Annotated in this window: 7 protein-coding genes and 2 pseudogenes; all 9 read right to left on the bottom strand. The window is 64.0% G+C overall.

Annotated features, from left to right (window positions below):
- Nucleotides 1–471: 471 nt before the first annotated feature.
- Nucleotides 472–1,780 (bottom strand): annotated as a pseudogene (locus ACQPW1_RS30050) (IS701 family transposase).
- A gap of 267 nt (nt 1,781–2,047) precedes the next feature.
- Nucleotides 2,048–5,857 (bottom strand): SpoIIE family protein phosphatase, encoded by a 3,810-nt coding sequence (locus tag ACQPW1_RS30055; protein WP_433655142.1) that lies wholly within the window; start codon nt 5,855–5,857, stop codon nt 2,048–2,050.
- A 119-nt stretch (nt 5,858–5,976) separates the two neighbouring features.
- Complete coding sequence (locus tag ACQPW1_RS30060) at nt 5,977–6,393, bottom strand: ATP-binding protein (protein ID WP_433655143.1); 417 nt, start codon at nt 6,391–6,393, stop codon at nt 5,977–5,979.
- Between the two features lie 186 nt (nt 6,394–6,579).
- Nucleotides 6,580–6,942 (bottom strand): STAS domain-containing protein, encoded by a 363-nt coding sequence (locus ACQPW1_RS30065; protein WP_433655144.1) that lies wholly within the window; start codon nt 6,940–6,942, stop codon nt 6,580–6,582.
- Nucleotides 6,943–7,238: 296 nt separating this feature from the next.
- A complete protein-coding gene (locus ACQPW1_RS30070; protein ID WP_433655145.1) occupies nt 7,239–7,751 on the bottom strand; it encodes an acyl-CoA thioesterase in 513 nt (170 codons plus the stop codon).
- A 78-nt stretch (nt 7,752–7,829) separates the two neighbouring features.
- Nucleotides 7,830–9,044, bottom strand: a complete 1,215-nt coding sequence (locus ACQPW1_RS30075) for an acyl-CoA dehydrogenase family protein (protein WP_433655146.1) — start codon at nt 9,042–9,044, stop codon at nt 7,830–7,832.
- Between the two features lie 2 nt (nt 9,045–9,046).
- Nucleotides 9,047–14,290 (bottom strand): SDR family oxidoreductase, encoded by a 5,244-nt coding sequence (locus ACQPW1_RS30080; protein WP_433655147.1) that lies wholly within the window; start codon nt 14,288–14,290, stop codon nt 9,047–9,049.
- Between the two features lie 70 nt (nt 14,291–14,360).
- A pseudogene (locus ACQPW1_RS30085) lies at nt 14,361–14,672 on the bottom strand (SDR family NAD(P)-dependent oxidoreductase); the annotation flags it as partial.
- A 41-nt stretch (nt 14,673–14,713) separates the two neighbouring features.
- Entirely contained in the window at nt 14,714–16,096 is a 1,383-nt protein-coding gene (locus tag ACQPW1_RS30090) for an acyltransferase domain-containing protein (RefSeq protein ID WP_433655148.1), read from the bottom strand.
- Nucleotides 16,097–17,192 lie beyond the last annotated feature (1,096 nt).

The following is a 17,192-nucleotide window of genomic DNA, read 5'->3' on the forward strand; positions in this document are numbered from 1 at the left end:
TTTGACAGCGACCATCCTAAGCCGTTGCGTCAGACCATGATCCAATAAAATTTGGACTCGATCGCACGGAAGATTTGGCACAAGAACCGCTACAGTACCGAAGCGACGTCTGCCATCTATGTTCAGCTCGAACACGATTGGAACGGAGTGGGTGCGAGATGAGACCTCTTGCCCGCAGTGATTTCGCGTCGATCGACACTCATTCGGCGGTCCACTTGCACAGTGGACCGTTCCCGGCTCGGTGGACGCGGGGACGGTAGCCACCCGGTAGCACGGCAGCGCAGTGACGGGTTCGACGCGGCGTAGTTTTACAGCGTCGCCCGGCCCTTCACCTGCCTAGCCACGGAGTGATGCATGGATCGCGTTGTGGCACAACACAGTCAACTACACGCCTTCACCGAGGCGGCTGGGGTTGACCAAGGTGCGCAACGACCGGCAGGAATGGTTACCGCTGACAGTCACGATTCAGCACTAGCACTCCAGCCGCACTTCGTGATGTTGAGTCTGTCTTCGCTGGTAGTGCGCCTGTTTGGCGCGGTGCTGGTGTCTTCGTCGCCAGGTCGACCAGCCTCGTAGTAGGGCGAGGTCCGGATTCGGGGTGATCAGGTGTGCCAGGAGACGCTTGATTTCACCGAGTGTGAGTGGAATGAGGCCGCTGCCAATGCTTTTGGGGAAATAGCAGCGGTCACGGCGAGGTAGGTGTGGGCAAGCATCGCGAGGGTGATGTGGCGGTACCAGGCGTCGTAGCGGCGGACCTGATACTGGTCGAGCCCGACCTCGGTTTTCGCGGTCTGGAAGCAGTCCTCGACCGACCAGCGGGAACCGGCAACCCGGATGAGCTCGGCGTCGCTGGTGCCGATCGGGGGCCCCGCACAGGTAGTAGGCGATCTCGCGTTCGCCCTTGGTGTTGCGGGTCAGTGACCGCCTGGCCAGCAGCCAGCGCCGCCACCCCGGGCCCGCCTCGCTCACAGTGGGCAGTGTGGCCACGGCCCAGTCGAACAACCGAGGCCCTTTCGCGCCTTCTCCACAGCTCAGGCGCTTCCATGCCTCCTGGGGCGCGTCCGCGACGAGGCGGTCCGCGCGCGAGTCGCCCCCGAGGCTAACGATCGGCGCGCTGCTGGGCACGGCCACCACATACCCGATCTGGCGCTGTTCGAGCCACCGGCGGAACTTCGAATCGCCTCCGTAGGCTTCGTCGGCGGTGACCCACCGGGCGGGCACGCCAGCGTCCAGAGCACGGGCCAGCATCCGTTGGGCCAGTACCTGTTTCGTGGCGAAGTCGACCTCTTCCGGCACAGCGGCCGCTCGGCAGCGGTCCCGGTCGGTGGTCCACGACTTGGGCAAATACAGTTCTCGATCGATCAGAGTGCGGCCCTTGACGCTCGTGTAAGCACAGAACACACCGAGCTGACAGTTCTCGATCCGCCCGGCTGTGCCCGAGTATTGCCGTTGCACCCCAACCGATTTCACGCCCTTCTTCAGAAATCCGGTCTCGTCGACAACCAGCACGCCATCGGGATCGCCCAGATGCTCGACCGCATACGCCCGAACGTCATCACGCGCGCCGTCGGCATCCCACGCTGCCATGTTCAGCAGCCGCTGCATCCCGTCAGGTGTCGCCTCACCGGCCACCTCCGCCAGCGTCCAACTGTTCTTTCCCGCCAACGGCGCCAGCAGGCCCCGAATCATACGCCCGCGCCCGCAACCGCGGCTCCGCCCGCAAGAACCGGCCCGCCACCCGCGCAAACAACTCGTCCAACCCAGCCGTCCACGCAGCCAGATCCTCATCAACCAGCACGAAACCCCATGCTACCCAACAACATCACGAAGTGCGGCTGGAGTACTAGGCGAACTCGGTAACAGCGCGCCGAATGAAATGCGAAAGTGAGTATTCCGTAGCTCCGCAGGCGAGAAAGTCTCCAGTTCGCCGAGCGGCCGCGCCCGATTTGGACTATACGGGGCCCGCGAGCCCGACAATTGATTGTCGTTGGTCCAAGGTGCACACCCGAACACGACTCAGCAACGTACGGACATGGGCGGTGTTCGATCAGGGCTGAGAGTAGATGAGCAGGGCCACGTCGTCTTCGTGCTGTTCCTTGCCGAGCAGACACGCGCAGATGTGATCGACGGCGGCCTCGGGGGCCAGCCTGAGTGCGTCGGTGAGGGTGGCCGCGGCCCGGTCGACACCAATGTCGAGGCTCTCACCGCGTCGTTCGATAAGCCCATCGGTATAGAGCAGCAAGGCGGCGCCGGCCGGGATTGTGGTTGTCGCTTCGGCGCGTTCGCGACCGGTGCGCACAGCCAGCGGCAAAGACTGCGCATCCGCCAGCTGCCGGACGGACCCGTCCAGTTCGGCTAACAACGCAGGGAGATGGCCTGCGCTGCTGTACCTCACGGTGTGTGCGGCGGGTTCGATGACCGCACAGAACACCGTCGCGCAGAAGGCACCCTGATGGTGTTCGGCGAACCGGTCCAAGGACGCCAGGATCCGAGCCGGGCTGTTGTTCTCCAGCAGCAAAGCGCGAGTGGCGCTGCGGAGTTGACCCATGGTGGTGGCAGCGGGCAGGCCGTGGCCGACCACATCGCCGACGACGACGCCATAGCGCTGCCCGGGTAGTTCGATGACGTCGTACCAATCGCCGCCAACTTCCAGGGTGGCGCTGGCCGGTTCGTAGCGAACGGCGAAACCGGTGGGCAGATCGGCGGGCCCCAGGATCGCGCGTTGCAACGCAAGTGCGACCTGGCGCTGCTCGTCGCTGGCGCGTGCCCTACCCAACGCACGTTGCAGGTGGCCGGTGAGCTGGACCATCAGGGTGCGGTCGGCAACCGAAAGCGGACGCGGACGCGCGAATTCGAACCACAGCAGTGCCTGGTCGACTCCGTCGTACAGAGGTGCGCCGACGGCGATCACCGGGGCCGCGGGGTCGGCGGAACCCGTCGCGGGGTGCTCGTCACCGGTGACGGTGAGCAAATTTCCGGTCCGGGCCTGCTCGGCGGAATGCGCTGGTGGTACGGCGTTTCCGGACGATACCGCTGGGCCGGTGCTGTCGATCACGAGGGGCACGCCGGGGCTGTCGGGATGTTCGACATGCAGCAGCGACACCCGCTCGGCCTGCCAGCAGTCACGGAGTTCGGCCAGGCCTACTTTGAGTATGTGGGCGCTGTCGTCGATGCCAGTGAGCAGCCCGGCCAGCCGTGCGACGGCGGCGTCGCGTTCGGCGGTCAGGTGCTGGGCGGTGACATCGCGCAGCGTGCCGACCAGCAGCCCCTCCCCACTGTGCTTGTCCCGCAAGGAATCCAGTGCGACATCGATCCAGAGGCGACGGCCATCCAGGTGCCGCAGCGGCAGGACGAACCGTCCGCGCCCGTCTACTTGGACTACACCGAGAGCATCTTGCACGAGGGCGAATCCGTCGGGATCTTGGTCGGCGGTCGGCCACCACGGGTGCGGGATCGGCCATGGCAACTGCGGCGCTTGGTAGCCGAGCAGCTGGGTGAAGCCGTCGTTGATCTCGATGACGCTCAGGTCGGGGCCTGCGACGAAGAAGCCGTCCTGCATGGCATTGACCAATGCTGTGCGCCAAGCGGATTCGTGGTTGCGCAGGCGAGCCAGATCCAGATTGGAGCGGACCCGTGCCAGCAGATCCGTGGAGGAGAATGGTTTGGCCAGGTAGTCGTCGGCGCCGGCCGCCAGGCCCTCGGCGGCGGCTTCGGCGCCGGCGCGGGCCGACAAGAACACCACTGGTGTGCGGGCTGTCGTGGGATCGGCGCGCAAGGCCCGCAAGAGCGCGAAGCCGTCGAGGCCGGGCATCATGATGTCGGCCAGTATCAGGTCGGGCCGTAGGCTTCGGGCTTGCCGGAGCGCGTCGTGGCCGTCCGCGGCCACCGCGACGGTGTAACCGGGCTCGAGCAGGCTCACCAGATACGTTCGCAGGTCTGCGTTATCATCTGCGATGAGTACGGTGTCACTGCCCTGGGCAACTCGGGTTTCGGGGCTACAGCGTGTGGGTGCGCTCCACTGCATGGCCTCGGCGACGTAATCCCCCACGACACTGTTGGCGCTCCGCTGCAGCGCGGGCCCTTGGGCGAGGTGAGCGGGAAGGCGCACGGTGAAGACGCTCCCCTGGCCAACCGCGCTCGTTGCCACCGCGCGGCCGCCATGCAGGGCCGCCAATTCTCGGACCAACGCCAGCCCGATGCCGGAGCCTTCGTGGGAGCGTCCCGCCGCCCCGCGTACCTGCCGGAAGCGCTCGAAGACGTGTGGCAGCTCGTCCGCTGCGATGCCCACGCCGGTATCGCGTACTTCCAGTTCGACATCGTCGGTTGTGATTCGCAGTCCGATACTGATCTCGCCCGCCAAGGTGAACTTGACCGCGTTGGACAACAGGTTGAGCACAATTCGCTCCCATAGGCCAGGGTCGACCAGCACCGCTGTCGACTCCGCAGGACAGTCGATCGTGAACCCGAGTCCCGCCCGCTCGATGGCCGGGGCGAAAGACTCCGCGATCCCGCGCGTCAATGCACCGAGGTCCACGGCGACAGCATCGAGGGTCATTCGGCCCTCCTCGATGCGGCTGAAATCGAGCAGGGTGTCGACCATCCGCCGTAAGCGTCCCGCGTTGCGGCGAATAATCTCGACCCGCTGTCGCTGCGGAGGCGAGAGTGGAGCCTGCGTGTCAGCGAGTGCGTCCTGGGCCGGTCCCGTGATCAAGGCCAGCGGCGTGCGCAACTCGTGGCTGATTCCGGTAAAGAATTTGGTCTTGGCGCGGTCGAGTTCGGCCAGCTCTTCAGCCCTGCGCAGCTGGGCGGCTTGGGCTTGGGCGTCGGTGACAGCCGCCGTCAGGTGATTGGCCGTGAGGTTCAGAAATCCGCGGTAGGCCTCATCGAGCAACAGATCTGGACGCACACCCAGCACGACCACTCCGTGTGGCCGACCATGCGGGGTTGCGGCCAAGGGCAGTGCGACCGCGGCGTCGAAGGCTGCCTCGCCGAACGGCTCCAGACCGGGCAATAGCCGAGCCAGTCCGGTCCGGGTCTGTGCGATACCTGTCGCGATGGCTTGCCAGATCCAACCGCCCTCGGTTCCGGCGTCAGGTTGCGCTGACACCACAGTGGGCAGCACATCTGTGTGCGACAAGCTGTGATCGGCCAGACCGAACGAGGCCACGATCTGTGCTCGGCACCCGTCCTCATCCAGCAGATAGACCATGCCGAAGGGCACATCTTCGCGGTGCGCTTGCAGCACCCGTGCCGCGGCGGTGCACGCTTCGACGACGTCGGAGACTTCCGCGGAACGAGCCTCGCCGAGCTCGCGCAGCGTCTGTAGCCTGCGTGTGCCCAAGACTTGACCGGTCGTTTCGGTGACGACGGTAAACACTCCGCCGATACCCCCACCTGCCGCGGGGATCGCGCTGTAGGCGAAGGTGAAGTAGACCGACTCCTCGAAGCCGTGTCGCTGCAGCATCAGCTGGAGATCCTGGCGGTGGGTGGATTCAGCGCGCTCCATGACGGCGCCGATCCACGTTCCGACGACCGGCCACGCGTCAGCCCAGACCTGTGCACACGGTTGTCCCAGAGCAGGATGCTTGGCGCCGAGTATCGGGACGAAAGCGTCGTTGTAGATCATCGCCAGTTCCGGACCCCACATGACCAGCATGGGAAACGGCGAGTTCACGCAGATACCCACGGCGGTCCGCAGCTCCTGGCTCCACCGGCCGACCGGCCCCAAATCAGTTGCCGCCCAAACGGTGTCGACCATCAACTGGTTAAGTGCGCTCTGGGGGTCCGCCGCGAGCAGCTCCGGCGGGAACGGCGGGTCCTGGTGTGCCTGGCCGTTGGGTGTGGTCGCAACCACCACGGCACCCACCTCTCCTGCACTCCCGCGTCAACGGCTATTTCTTAACCGGGCACATGCCGGCACGGGGGTCAAAGCGTATCAGCGGGATCCGTGCGGTCTGTGACCGAAGCCCGACGGTCTTACGAGCGGATCGCCGTGCCGAGCTCGACCACAGTGCCCGACCGATTCGTGCTCATGCGCATCGACTCCATCAGTGCCCGCATCAGCGGGATCCCGCGTCCTCGCAACGGATCCGCGTGGTTGTCGTTTGGTTTCCAACACCCGCTGTCACTCACCGTGACCTGCAAGAAATCGCCGACTATCCAGGAACGCAAACGAATGGTTCCGCCGTCGAGGCGGTGCCCGTGTTCGATTGCGTTGGTGCACGCCTCCCCCACCGCTAGCAGGACATCCGCGCACTGATCAGCGGTGATCCGTGTCCGACTGAGCCAGTCTCGTAAGGCGCGCCTAACGGTGGCCAGCTGCACGGCATCGGCACTGAAGCTGAGCTCGAGTGGGTTCGGCGGTGGTGGAGGTGGCGACGGGCGAGCGTTCATCGATTCCCTTCACGCATGGCAGACCGAATCGGTAGCAACGACTGCAGGCACGCGGCAGGCCGCGTCTGCGCCGACGCCGTGCTGCCGCTAGAGAATACTGGGCACAAGCATGCGCAGCCATGCTCACGGTCAGTAGGGTCCAGGACGGGGGCGCGTCTTTGAGGCATGCGCGGAAGCGAAGCGAGTTCAGGCAATATTCGGAGTTTCCCCCGCCGTCAGCGCACCCTGCAGCGTGTCGAACAGATCGAGTATCCCGTCGAGCCCGGTCACCTCGATCGGCCGCCGAACCTCTGCTGACGCGACCACACGCAGAGCAATCCTCGCGACCGCCTCTGCTGCGAGTAGCAGCACGCTGAGCCCCGCGGAACCGAAGAACCGCACGCCCGACAGGTCGACCACGAGCAGCACCGGCTCCGCCGCCAGCGCGGCTTCGATCCCCGCTTGTAGCTGTGGCGCCGAGGCCGCATCGACCTCACCACCGATGGTCAGTACCGCGGCCGAGTCGACCCAGTCCAGATCTACCGCCAACGCACGGGTTTCGGCGCTCATCCCCCCACCGCCGTCGCGATTTCACTGCACACAACAGTGCTCGAGTAGTCGCAAACCATGACGCAGTCGCCCTCAGTTCATCAGTGCCCGCCCGGCCGGACCCCTGCAGTGTTAGAGGCGACCGTCGCGTCGACCTACCGTATTCGATGCGAAAGCGATCCGACCAACCGGCTGCGCGCTGCCGACGGGGACAGGGGCCATGACATGCCGTCGGCGCCCCGCGGAGGCAGTCATGGCTCGGGCTCGGCCCCAACGTCACGACCTGAAGCCGTCCTTGACCCGGTTCAGTTCTCCGGCTACTTCACTAAGGCACGGGTCAAGTCAGTCCCCATGCGTGTACACACGTCGATTACTTCCCTTGTCCAAGGCTCGGGAACGAAGTCGGGGGAATCGGGGTCCCCGGTTCGACGGGTATTGGCCCATAGCTGTATTCCGCTGGCGATCGGTTGCTCGCCGTCATCGGTGATCCGGTAGTACTCGAATTCACCTGCCATGAAGTGCAGGCGTATCCAGGGTATCGACATCCGGATGGAGATCCGATCCGTTTCGTAGACTTCCCCGGCGTATTCGCAGGTTACCGATGTGGTGAGCATCGCGATGTCTTTCCTCAATGACATCATATATTCAGGGATGTAGTCGAATGCGAAACGTTCGCGGCACACGCCTTGCCAATCGATCAGGTTCCTATAGTATACGAACCCTGCCCGGCTGGTCTCACCGAAGGTGACGACATGTTCGAGTCTGTACTGACTAAACGTGCCTGCCGCATTCGGGATAAGCAAGCCGGGCGATTCTTGAAGAGCGGTCATGGATGTTCTGCTTTCGTAATTTGGGCAGGCTAAGCGCCGCGTGGTCCTAACTATGGCGATACAAGCTCACATCGCTGCTCATCTGCGTCTGAATTCCGGTGTCGCGTAGCGACGGAAAACCAGTTCGTGGAGTACATCCTCGCCACCTTCGACGATCGAGACATAACGGACGTCTCGCACCAGTTTTCCGATGATGGACTCGTTCGTGTAACCGAGGCCACCGAACATCTGCGATCCAACGCCAGCGATGTCCCAGCCAGTCAGTCCACAGAACACCTTGGCGGTCAGCGCTGATCTCAGTGCGCCGTGCCGCAGGAACTCGGCGGCCGCGTCCTGCCTTGTCATGATCTCGTCGAATTCGCCGGCGGCCGCAAGGCATTGGTTTCTCATTACATCGATCTGCATCTCCATCTGCCCGATTTTCCCGGCGAAGACCGGGTGCTCGAACAGTGTGGAATCCTGCAATGTCTTGCTCCTGGCATACTCGATGCTGATGTCTCGAATACGCCGCGAGATCCCTATCGCGGTCGCTGCAATGAGGATTCGGGTTGCATTGAGAGCGATTTCCAGCAGGAACACGCCTTGTCCTTGAAGCATGTTCTTTGATGGCACACGGCAGTTTTCGAAAGACACTTGGTAGGTGGCCGACGATCGCAGGCCGATCATCCCCCAACGTTTCCTGATGTGAATTCCAGGTGTCTCCCGAGGTACCACCACTGCCAACTGATGGAGAGAGTTTTCGGCGGAGGCGGCGATCACTACGAAGAAGTCGGCGAAGTCGGCGTTGGTTGCGAAGAATTTCTCCCCATCGAGAACGAGATCCTCGCCGTCCCGGGTAGCGGTGGTAGCGATCTTTGCGAGTTCACTGCCGGCCGCCCGCTCACTGCCGAGCGTCGCGGAGAATCCGCGTGCGTCTCCCGACGACCGTAGATAGCGTTCACGTAGTTCATCCGTGCCATAGAGAGAGATCATGGTCGAGCCCAATATCGACGCGAACAGTGTGAACGACACTCCTGCGTCACCATAGGCGAGTTCGGAAACGATATCGACACTGTCCTGGAGATTGCGGCCTAATCCACCGTACTTCGGCGGGATCCACCAGTTGGCGAGGCCGGTGTCGCGAAATTTCCGGTAGAGCGGAAGTGGCGCTTCGACGTAGGTGTCGAGACTGTCATCTCCTCGCATCAGTTCTGTCGCGACGAATTTCCGCACCTCTTGGAGAATATCTGCGATCTCCATTGTCTCGTCTTTCCTTTCGAAACTGCGATCCTCAGCGGAGGGACGATTCGACATCCTCAGCTCCTCTGCGATGGGTGCCATGAGGGGTAGCTGATGGGAACGGGCAGGGACTTGACGGTATGGACCTTCAGCCCGGTGACACGGATCAGCACTCGACTCGTCGGCGACACCGCGACGATCTCATCGGATGTTTCGTCGTAGTACAGGTCCAACCCAGTGGGGTACTCGTGGGCAAGTTCCACGTCGGTGGCCGCGGTGTACAAATCGATACGGTCCACAGACAACGGAACGATCATGCGTACCCGCGCGGGCCCTTCACGGATGAGTAACCGGAACATGGAGTCGATCAGTAGGGCAGGAATCAGCAGATTCGCGAAGACACCGTCGCTCTCGGCCCTGGGCAGCCAGCAGGCATAGGCACCGCTCTCGTCGACGGTGAGTGCATGGAGCGTGCGCCACACACCGGAGAGCTGGACCGGGATGTCGGGTCGCATCGAGACATCGTCGGCAAGTGGCACTCCGCGAGGTGCGGATCGCCCAGCCCAATGCGGCGCGACGAGTGGCGCTCCGAGCAGGACGTCGGTTTGACAGTGCAGTCGGTCATGGGACAGTATCCGGCCGTCGGCGGTGACCATATCGGACAGGATGCGGACGCGCACCCGCTGAGGGCCGCTCATCTCGGCCTGGATCCGGCACAGTGGAGGTCTGCCGTCCGGATCGGCGAAGATGGGCGCCTGGATCTGGAAGTCGGTGAACCCGATCGGTTGGGCGTCCATGCATAGTCCGCCCGCAGCTTCGGCTGCCATCGCCAACATCATCACTGCGGGAACCGAAGCGCGTCCATCGATCAAATGTTCCCGGAGGTAGCCGTCGCGATCCGGCTCTGCTTGCCAGGTCCAGTTCGCGGTATTACTGCTGCGGTGCACCGCATCGCCGAGCAGGGTCGTGCGTCGGTCGTAATTGCTGCTCGTGGTGGCGGCGGAATCGCCCCGATGCCCGAGCCCGTGACTCCAGCCTTGGTGGACGCCGTAGATCGAGGTCGGTTCGGGGGGTCGAGGGGTGGCCAGCTCGGCGAGGAACAGTCGAGCACCCTCATCGTTGCCGACCCCGGTGATGCCGTATTGGCGCGAGAGGTGGTCGATCTCGTCGTGCGCCATGCCGGTTTGCGACCACAGGCCCCAGCCGATAGTGAATTCTCCAGTGTTGTGCGCCAGGTTCTCGTAACGCGAGGCGGCGGCCAGATATTCGTTGGCCGGAGAGTAGTCGGTGTCGCCTGCGCACCCGAACAGACCGCTGACCGAGCTGAAGTTGCACCATTGTCGGGGCGGCGGATCAGTGAAGGCGTCTTTGAGGTTGTGGTAGCCGATAACTTTGGCGGCGCACACTTCCCGGAACTCGGCCAGCGACTTGCCCGCCACGGCCGCGGAGCGGATCCGCCCGGCACCGTGGATGAGCAGGTCCACCCGAGCGCCGTCGGCCCCGATGGTTTTCGCGGCCAATTGGACCTGCTCTCGGTCACCGACATCACAGACCAAGTAGTGCACCCGGTCAGGGCCACAGAGTTGACGCAAGCGCCGCAGGGTCACGGTGATTTCCCTGACACGTAGCAGTGCGTCGAACTGGCGGTTGAGTTCGGCGATACTGTCGCCGCCCGCAGCGCGCTGCGCGGCGAGGTAGGCAGTGCGCGCGGCAGTGAGGCCGTCGTCGGGTGTGTCCAGCAACTGGGTCGGGAGGTTGTCCAGCGCTGTGGTGCCCAGCAGCCACAGAGTGGGTCGTGACTGTTTTGCCAGTGCGGTGAGCACCACGGAGGTGACGCCGCGGCCGCCGCCCGTGGCCACGACAACGGAGTCCCTATCCACCGCCAGCGTGCGGCCGAGGCCTGCCGGGGGCAACGGTGCAGGGCAGGTCTGCTCGACATAGCGCAACCCACTGCGGTACAGCACGATCGATCGGTCCCGCTGGGCAGTGGACTCCGCGGTGAGCTGGTCCAAGCCCGCTTCCAGCGTGGCGTCGGTGACCACGGCGAAAGTGCGACACGGGAGCTCCAGAGCCAGGCTGCGAAGGAATCCGGTCAACAGGGTCAGGTGGGGGTGAATAGTGTGTCCGGCCAAGGGATCCAGCAGCAGTGCGGCGACCGAGCCGGTTTGCACCCGCTCGCCCAACCGTTTGATCACCAGCAGCGCCCACTCTTGCAATGCGACCAGCGCGGGAGCCGGCGGGGCGGGCCACTGCTCCGCAGTGTCGCGAATACTCGCCACCAGCCGCAGGTTCGGGGACGCGCCCTCCAGGTGAGCGAGGACCGTCTCGGCGGCGGTCTCATCGATCAGCGTGCCGACCACGATCGCACTCGTGCCTGCGGCGGCTGGATCGGTGCACAACACCACTGCCCCGGCCTCGTTGGCGGCGTGGGCCAGCGCCGCGGCCAGCGCAGCCGAGTCGGTCAGCACTATCCCGGACCGAGGGATGGCGGGCAGCGGAGCGCTGGTGGGGATGGCGTTGCGACGGCGCAGCACAGCCACCGATCGCGGTGGGGACGTCGATGACGGCGACACCGCGACGGTGGTCGGATAGACCGTGACATGAGGTCCGGAGTCGGGGCTGTCGATGTCTACCTCTGCCAGGCCCGATTCCAATGCTCGGAGCACGGCCAGTGCGCCGTCTGCACCGAGGTAGCTCGGCTCGCCGTCGCGTTTGCCCCACCAGGTCTCCGGTGTGCGGCGCGGTTGATCCGGTCGGTGAGCGCTGGTGTGTATCCGGGCCAGTATTGGCCAGCCTTGTTCGGTGGCCAGCGATTTGCGGGTCAGCGCCAGCAGCACGGCGCCCTCGGCCAATTGTTCGTGGGGGATGCCGGTCAGCTGCGCCATGACGGGAGTGCTGTTGCCGTTGATGCCCAGCACCAATGCCACGTCCAGTTCACCGGTGGCCAAGTATCGGCCGGCTACGTGCAATGCTGCCTGGGTGGAGGAGTGCCCGGACTCCAAGGCCATGGTCATTCCATGCAGGTGGAATCGGTTGGCCACCCGTGCGGAGATGATGTTGGGCTGCTGCCCGGGGATCGACTCCTCATTGGACGCGGGTAGCCGGGTGGTCAACTCGGCGAGGTATGCGAGCAAGGTTTCGGTATCGTCGAGATCAGCACCGTTGTCCTGGGACAGCGTTTGCACCAGGTCGGTTGCCCCCGCGCGGATCGTGTACTCGACCATCGAGCGGGTGGGTCCCATGTGCCCGGTGATCACACCGGTTCGGTCTCGATGGCGTTCCCATAGCTCGCCGTGCTCGGCAACGAACTGATCGACGACGGCTACGGCCATCAGCTGGGTGCGGTCGATCGTGCGCGCGGCTACGGGAGGCATTCGCAGTTCCCGGAACGGTGGCAGCGGATACTGCTCGCCGAACGAACGCTGCGGACCGTCCGATCCTGTACGCAACCAGTGCCGCACCCTGTCGGGATCCGGCGTTCCGGGCAGGTGCGCGCGCCAGCCGACAACAACGATGTCGTCTGTGCCTGTTGGCGGATTAGCCGCCGGAGGGTTGCCGCCCAAATCTCGTACCAGCAGGTGGGCGTTGGTGCCACCCAGACCGAACCCGGTCACCCCGGCGACACGGGACCGTTCGGGTCGAGCGGGCCACGGCGTTTCCTCGACCGGCACTCTCACGTTTCCGACAGGTGCATCCGCGGGCAGTGCGGTGAGGTAGCGCTCCCCCGGGATGGTTTCGTTGCGCAACGCCAGCAGGGCATGCACTACCGACACCGCCCCCGCCGCCCAACCGGCGTGACCGACCAGCGGCTTGTTGGAGGTGGCCAACAGGCCTCGATCCCCGGCGAGTTCGGTCATGGTCTGCAGTTCGATGAGGTCACCGATCGGAGTTCCGGTGCCGTGGGCGACAATCCAGTCCACCGCGGACGCATCTGTGGTGTTGACCGTCCGAGCCCTCTCGAAGGCGAGTCTTTGCCCGAGAACGTCGGGCGCCACAGTGCTGCCCTGCCCGTCGGTCGATCCACCGAAACCAGCAAGAACGCCGAGGATCTCGTCGCCGTCGGCCACCGCTCGGTCCAGCCGTTTGAGAGCGAGCATCGCCGCGGCGTCGGAGAACAGCACTCCTTGGGAATTGGCGTCGAACGCCCGAATCTCACCGTTCGGTGAGAGCCCCTTCAGCTTGGCGAACAGGACGAGGTCGCGGCGGGTAGTGATGTTCGCGCCACCGCAGAATGCGATATCGCAATCGTCGGCCAGCAGGCTTTTAACCGCCAGATCGATGGCGTACAACGATGACGAGCACGCGGTGTCCGGGGCGAGCCAGTCGCTGTCAGGCGGAAGTAGATCGGCAAATGCGTTGCGTACCATCATGTCTGGGAACGCCACCCGGGGACGGGCCAGTGAGTGTGGATAGTGCTCCGCGAGCAGCGCCTGCACACGCTCGCGGTGACGGTTAGCGGTGCCCGCCGCGCCCGCTGCGGCGAGGATCGACTCTTCCATGGCCAAGCTGCCACCCGACCACGACCCGACATAGCAGCCATAGCGATCGGCCGCAGTGTGCGTCATCGTGTCGCGCGCCTGCAGCAGGCAGTGCCGCAACAACACTGTCGTGTGATCGTCGTGGGACCAGCGGCCTTGCTCGAGTTCGATAGCCAGCGCCGGATGGGGAATGAAGTTCCGGATGAATCCCGCGGTCCGGACGTAGGTCTTGTCCTCAGCGGTGTGATCGTCGGAGAACCATGGGGCGAGATCGAATGATTCGGGCTCGCCGAAGGTGTTATGTTCCTGGCTGAGCACACCCCAGAATTCTTCCGGAGTGTTGGCCCCAGGCAATACCACTCCCATCCCGACCACCGCCACCGCGCGATCCGATGCGGTGGAGTGCGGGCGCGAGGACAGACCTCTAGTCCATGCCGGGCGTCCTGGCTGTTGCGGCAAGCCCGCCAGCCTCAGCGACATGCCACCGTCGACTACGAGTTTGGTACCGGATATGCACTTGGCCGAGGGCGACGCCAGGAAAACTACCGCCTCGGCAACGTCGTCGTCGCTTGGCATCATCCCCAGCGGGGTCCCGGCGACGGCGATCTGTCGCCGCTGCGCAGCGTCGGTCCAGTAATCCAATGCGTAGTTATCGACCAGACTCGCCGACACCGTGTTGACCCGGATGTTCGCCGGCCCCAAGTCCACCGCCAGATAACGGGTCAGGGCATCCTGCGCCGCTTTGGACACACCCACCGCCGCGTAGCGACCCAACACGAAATCGGCCGGCGTCGACGAGAGGTTGACGATGGCGCCCTGTCCGGCGGCCTCCAGCAGTGGCACCGCCGCCTCCACACACCAGCGCACTCCCGTGCAGATTGACTTCCAACCCTCTCGACCAGTCCTCGTCATCGAGTTCTTCCAACGCCCCGAGCACCCCGTAGACGGCATTGTTGACCAGGACATCGAGCCGGCCGTGCCGCTCACGGACGCTGTCGAACATCGACTCCACACTCGCGCGTTTACCGACCGAGGCGCGCAGCAACTCCACCGATCCACCTGCGGCAGTTATCTCGGCGGCGGTATCGTGGGCCAATTGGTGGGAGTGAAAATAGTTGACGATCACGTGGGCACCACGGCGGGCGAATGCCTCGACGATGGCCCGGCCGATACCTCTGCCGCCCCCGGTGACCAGTACCACCTTGCCTGCGAAATCCTGGATCATGAATCGACTTTCTTTCGTATGGCGCACCGAACGGGGGTTGATCAGACGGCACCGGGAGTGGGGATTCCGGCAAGTCGATAGATCAACTCGGCCAGCTTCGGCAGGGTGTTGTAATCGCGGATGCGCATTTCACTGGTCGGCGTCGGCAGGGCGTAGCGGTCCAGCATCTTGACGAGAAGCTCGGTTTTGCGCACCGAGGCGATACCCAGATCTGCCTCCAGGTGGGCGTCATCGGTGAACACATCCGGCGGGTACCCGAGCGCTTCAGCGAACAGTTGCTGTAGCTCGGCCAGCAACTCCGGCTGTCCGGGAAGAGCTGATCCCGACGGTGCCTGCGGCACGGGCTGGGGAGCTGGCGCCGGCGGCGGCGCGAGCTGCGGAGCTGGCGCGAGCTGCGGAGCTGGCGCGGGCTGCGGAGCGGGGGCAACGCTGACCACCTCGCGCGGGACGGCCACCGAGGGCGGGGCTGCCGGCGAATCCAGCGCTTCCAGCAACTCTCGCAGGCCGACCGGTGAACGCAAGGGCGCGTTGACTCGCACACCCGCTGGTAAGGCCAACACAGCGAGGTCGGTCAGAATCGACCGCGCGCCTGCTTCGACGAACCAGTCGACTTCATCGACCGCATGCAGCCGACTGATCGCCTCGAAGTAGTGCACAGGATCGGAGAGATGAAAGTCGATGATCTGTCGGACGTCGTCGACATCACGCACATAGCGCTCCCGCAGCGGCGAGTACACCCTGCACTGTGGTCGATTCAGTCGGTAGCCGCTGGTGGCGTCGGCCACGCGGTGGGCCGCCGGAGCCAGCAGCGAACTGTGGTGCGGGTACTTCACCAGCAATCGGGTGGCCTGTATGCCCGCCGCCCGTGCCACGGCCTCCAACTTCGACAAACCCTCGGTCCGTCCCGACACCACCGTCTGTCTGGGTGCGTTGAACAACGAGAGCTCCAGCGTCCAATCTCCGACCGCACCCACCAACTGCTCCGCGCGCACCGCCCCGACCTGCAACGCCACCAGCCCGCCACCGGGATCGACCTCGGCCAGGGCCTTTTCCCGTTCGCATAACACCCGGGCCGCATCGTAGACGCTCAGGCATCCAGCTGCCGCCAACGCGGCTATTTCACCAGTGCTATGCCCCAAGACCAGATCGCACCCGACGCCCTCGGCCCGCAATATGGCATGCACACTGACACCGATCCCTAACGCTGCCAAGTGCAATAATGTCGGGGTCTGGGCGAGGTCCTCGATTTCTGGGCCGTTCGGATCGGTGAGCAAAGCGGTAAGCGGTTCCAGTCCGTAGTCTCGTGCGGCCCGATCTATCGGGGCCAGCATCTCGTTCACGGCCGGATGATCAATCGCGAGCTTCGCGAGTGCACCGGGGATATACCCTCCGAGGCCCGGGAACAGAAAAACGGTGCGCGACATAGTACTACCTTCCTAGAAAATTCAGATCTCGCAAAATAGTTTGAAGGCTTCTCGGACGACGATCTCCTGGTCTGATTCGGCTGCTTTACCGTGACTGCGGCCGATCCCGATGGCAGGGGCACGCCGCCAGATATCTTTGTAGGCCCCCCGTACGAGACGATGTCATCAGATCGCCCGCAGGTCCGGCAGTACGGTGGCCGACCATTGCGACTTTGGCACGTGCCAATCAGGTCGCCAACCTCTCACACCACACGAAGGACAGGGCAGGGCAATAGATCGCTAGTTCACACTGCTCACGCAGATCCAAACCGGCTGATGGCTACTGAGAATACCTTCGTTGCTGGTCGTATCTCCCCACGCGAGTTGGCGGTTCTTTCCGCTGTGGCTGGGCGGCAAGACACACAGGTCTGACAGTCCAATTCGTGCAGGACTTTGCGAGCCAAACTATTCATGGCAACCGAATCCAATTTTTTTTGGATCGCGGAGGACGAGGTCCGGACCTCGAAGCACCCTCAACGGTTGATACGCCCCTCCAAGCTGAGAGGTCATGAACTTCTTACCGATGTCACACATGCACGTCGCGGAACTGAAGAAAGCAACTGGCAGCCGCACGTGCAGCCGGAATCTCGGTCATGATCGCCGCAGTCCGACTCAGCTCGTCGCAGGGGTGCTGACCGTGTTCGGCGTATTCGGTCCATTGGTCAACTACCCTCGCCATGACCTCATCGACAGGAACCGTCCCCCCTCGAAGCAACCACTCCGTCCTTCTGCACCCTCGCCGCATTCGAACTGATGCGCCCGATCATCACCGGCCTATGATCAGTCGCTGCTACAACTCCACCTCAGATGTCGGCCGCTTGGAGGTCGGCAAGTTGAAGTAGGTGTTGGGCATGCACTCGATGGTCGTCAAGCAATTGACGATCAATCGGCTCATGTACAGATACGGTCTAAGGTGGCTACACGACGCAGTGGCCCAGAAAAATTGGAGACTCGATCATGCCGGATATTTGGCACCTGGGCCCCCCGATCTGGCATCCAAGATTCGTTGCTTCGAGCTGGCCAACCGGAAGAAGAACGCGACGGCCAACGATTTTTG

Source organism: Nocardia sp. CA-128927 (assembly GCF_050955855.1).
In the GTDB taxonomy this organism is placed as follows: Bacteria; Actinomycetota; Actinomycetes; order Mycobacteriales; family Mycobacteriaceae; genus Nocardia.

Excerpts from the sequence above, each read along its gene's own strand:
- ACQPW1_RS30070 (WP_433655145.1), bottom strand. The coding sequence starts at position 7,751 with ATGACCGCTCTTCAAGAATCGCCCGGCTTGCTTATCCCGAATGCGGCA.
- ACQPW1_RS30060 (WP_433655143.1), bottom strand. The coding sequence starts at position 6,393 with ATGAACGCTCGCCCGTCGCCACCTCCACCACCGCCGAACCCACTCGAG.
- ACQPW1_RS30065 (WP_433655144.1), bottom strand. The coding sequence starts at position 6,942 with ATGAGCGCCGAAACCCGTGCGTTGGCGGTAGATCTGGACTGGGTCGAC.
- ACQPW1_RS30090 (WP_433655148.1), bottom strand. The coding sequence starts at position 16,096 with ATGTCGCGCACCGTTTTTCTGTTCCCGGGCCTCGGAGGGTATATCCCC.
- ACQPW1_RS30075 (WP_433655146.1), bottom strand. The coding sequence starts at position 9,044 with ATGTCGAATCGTCCCTCCGCTGAGGATCGCAGTTTCGAAAGGAAAGAC.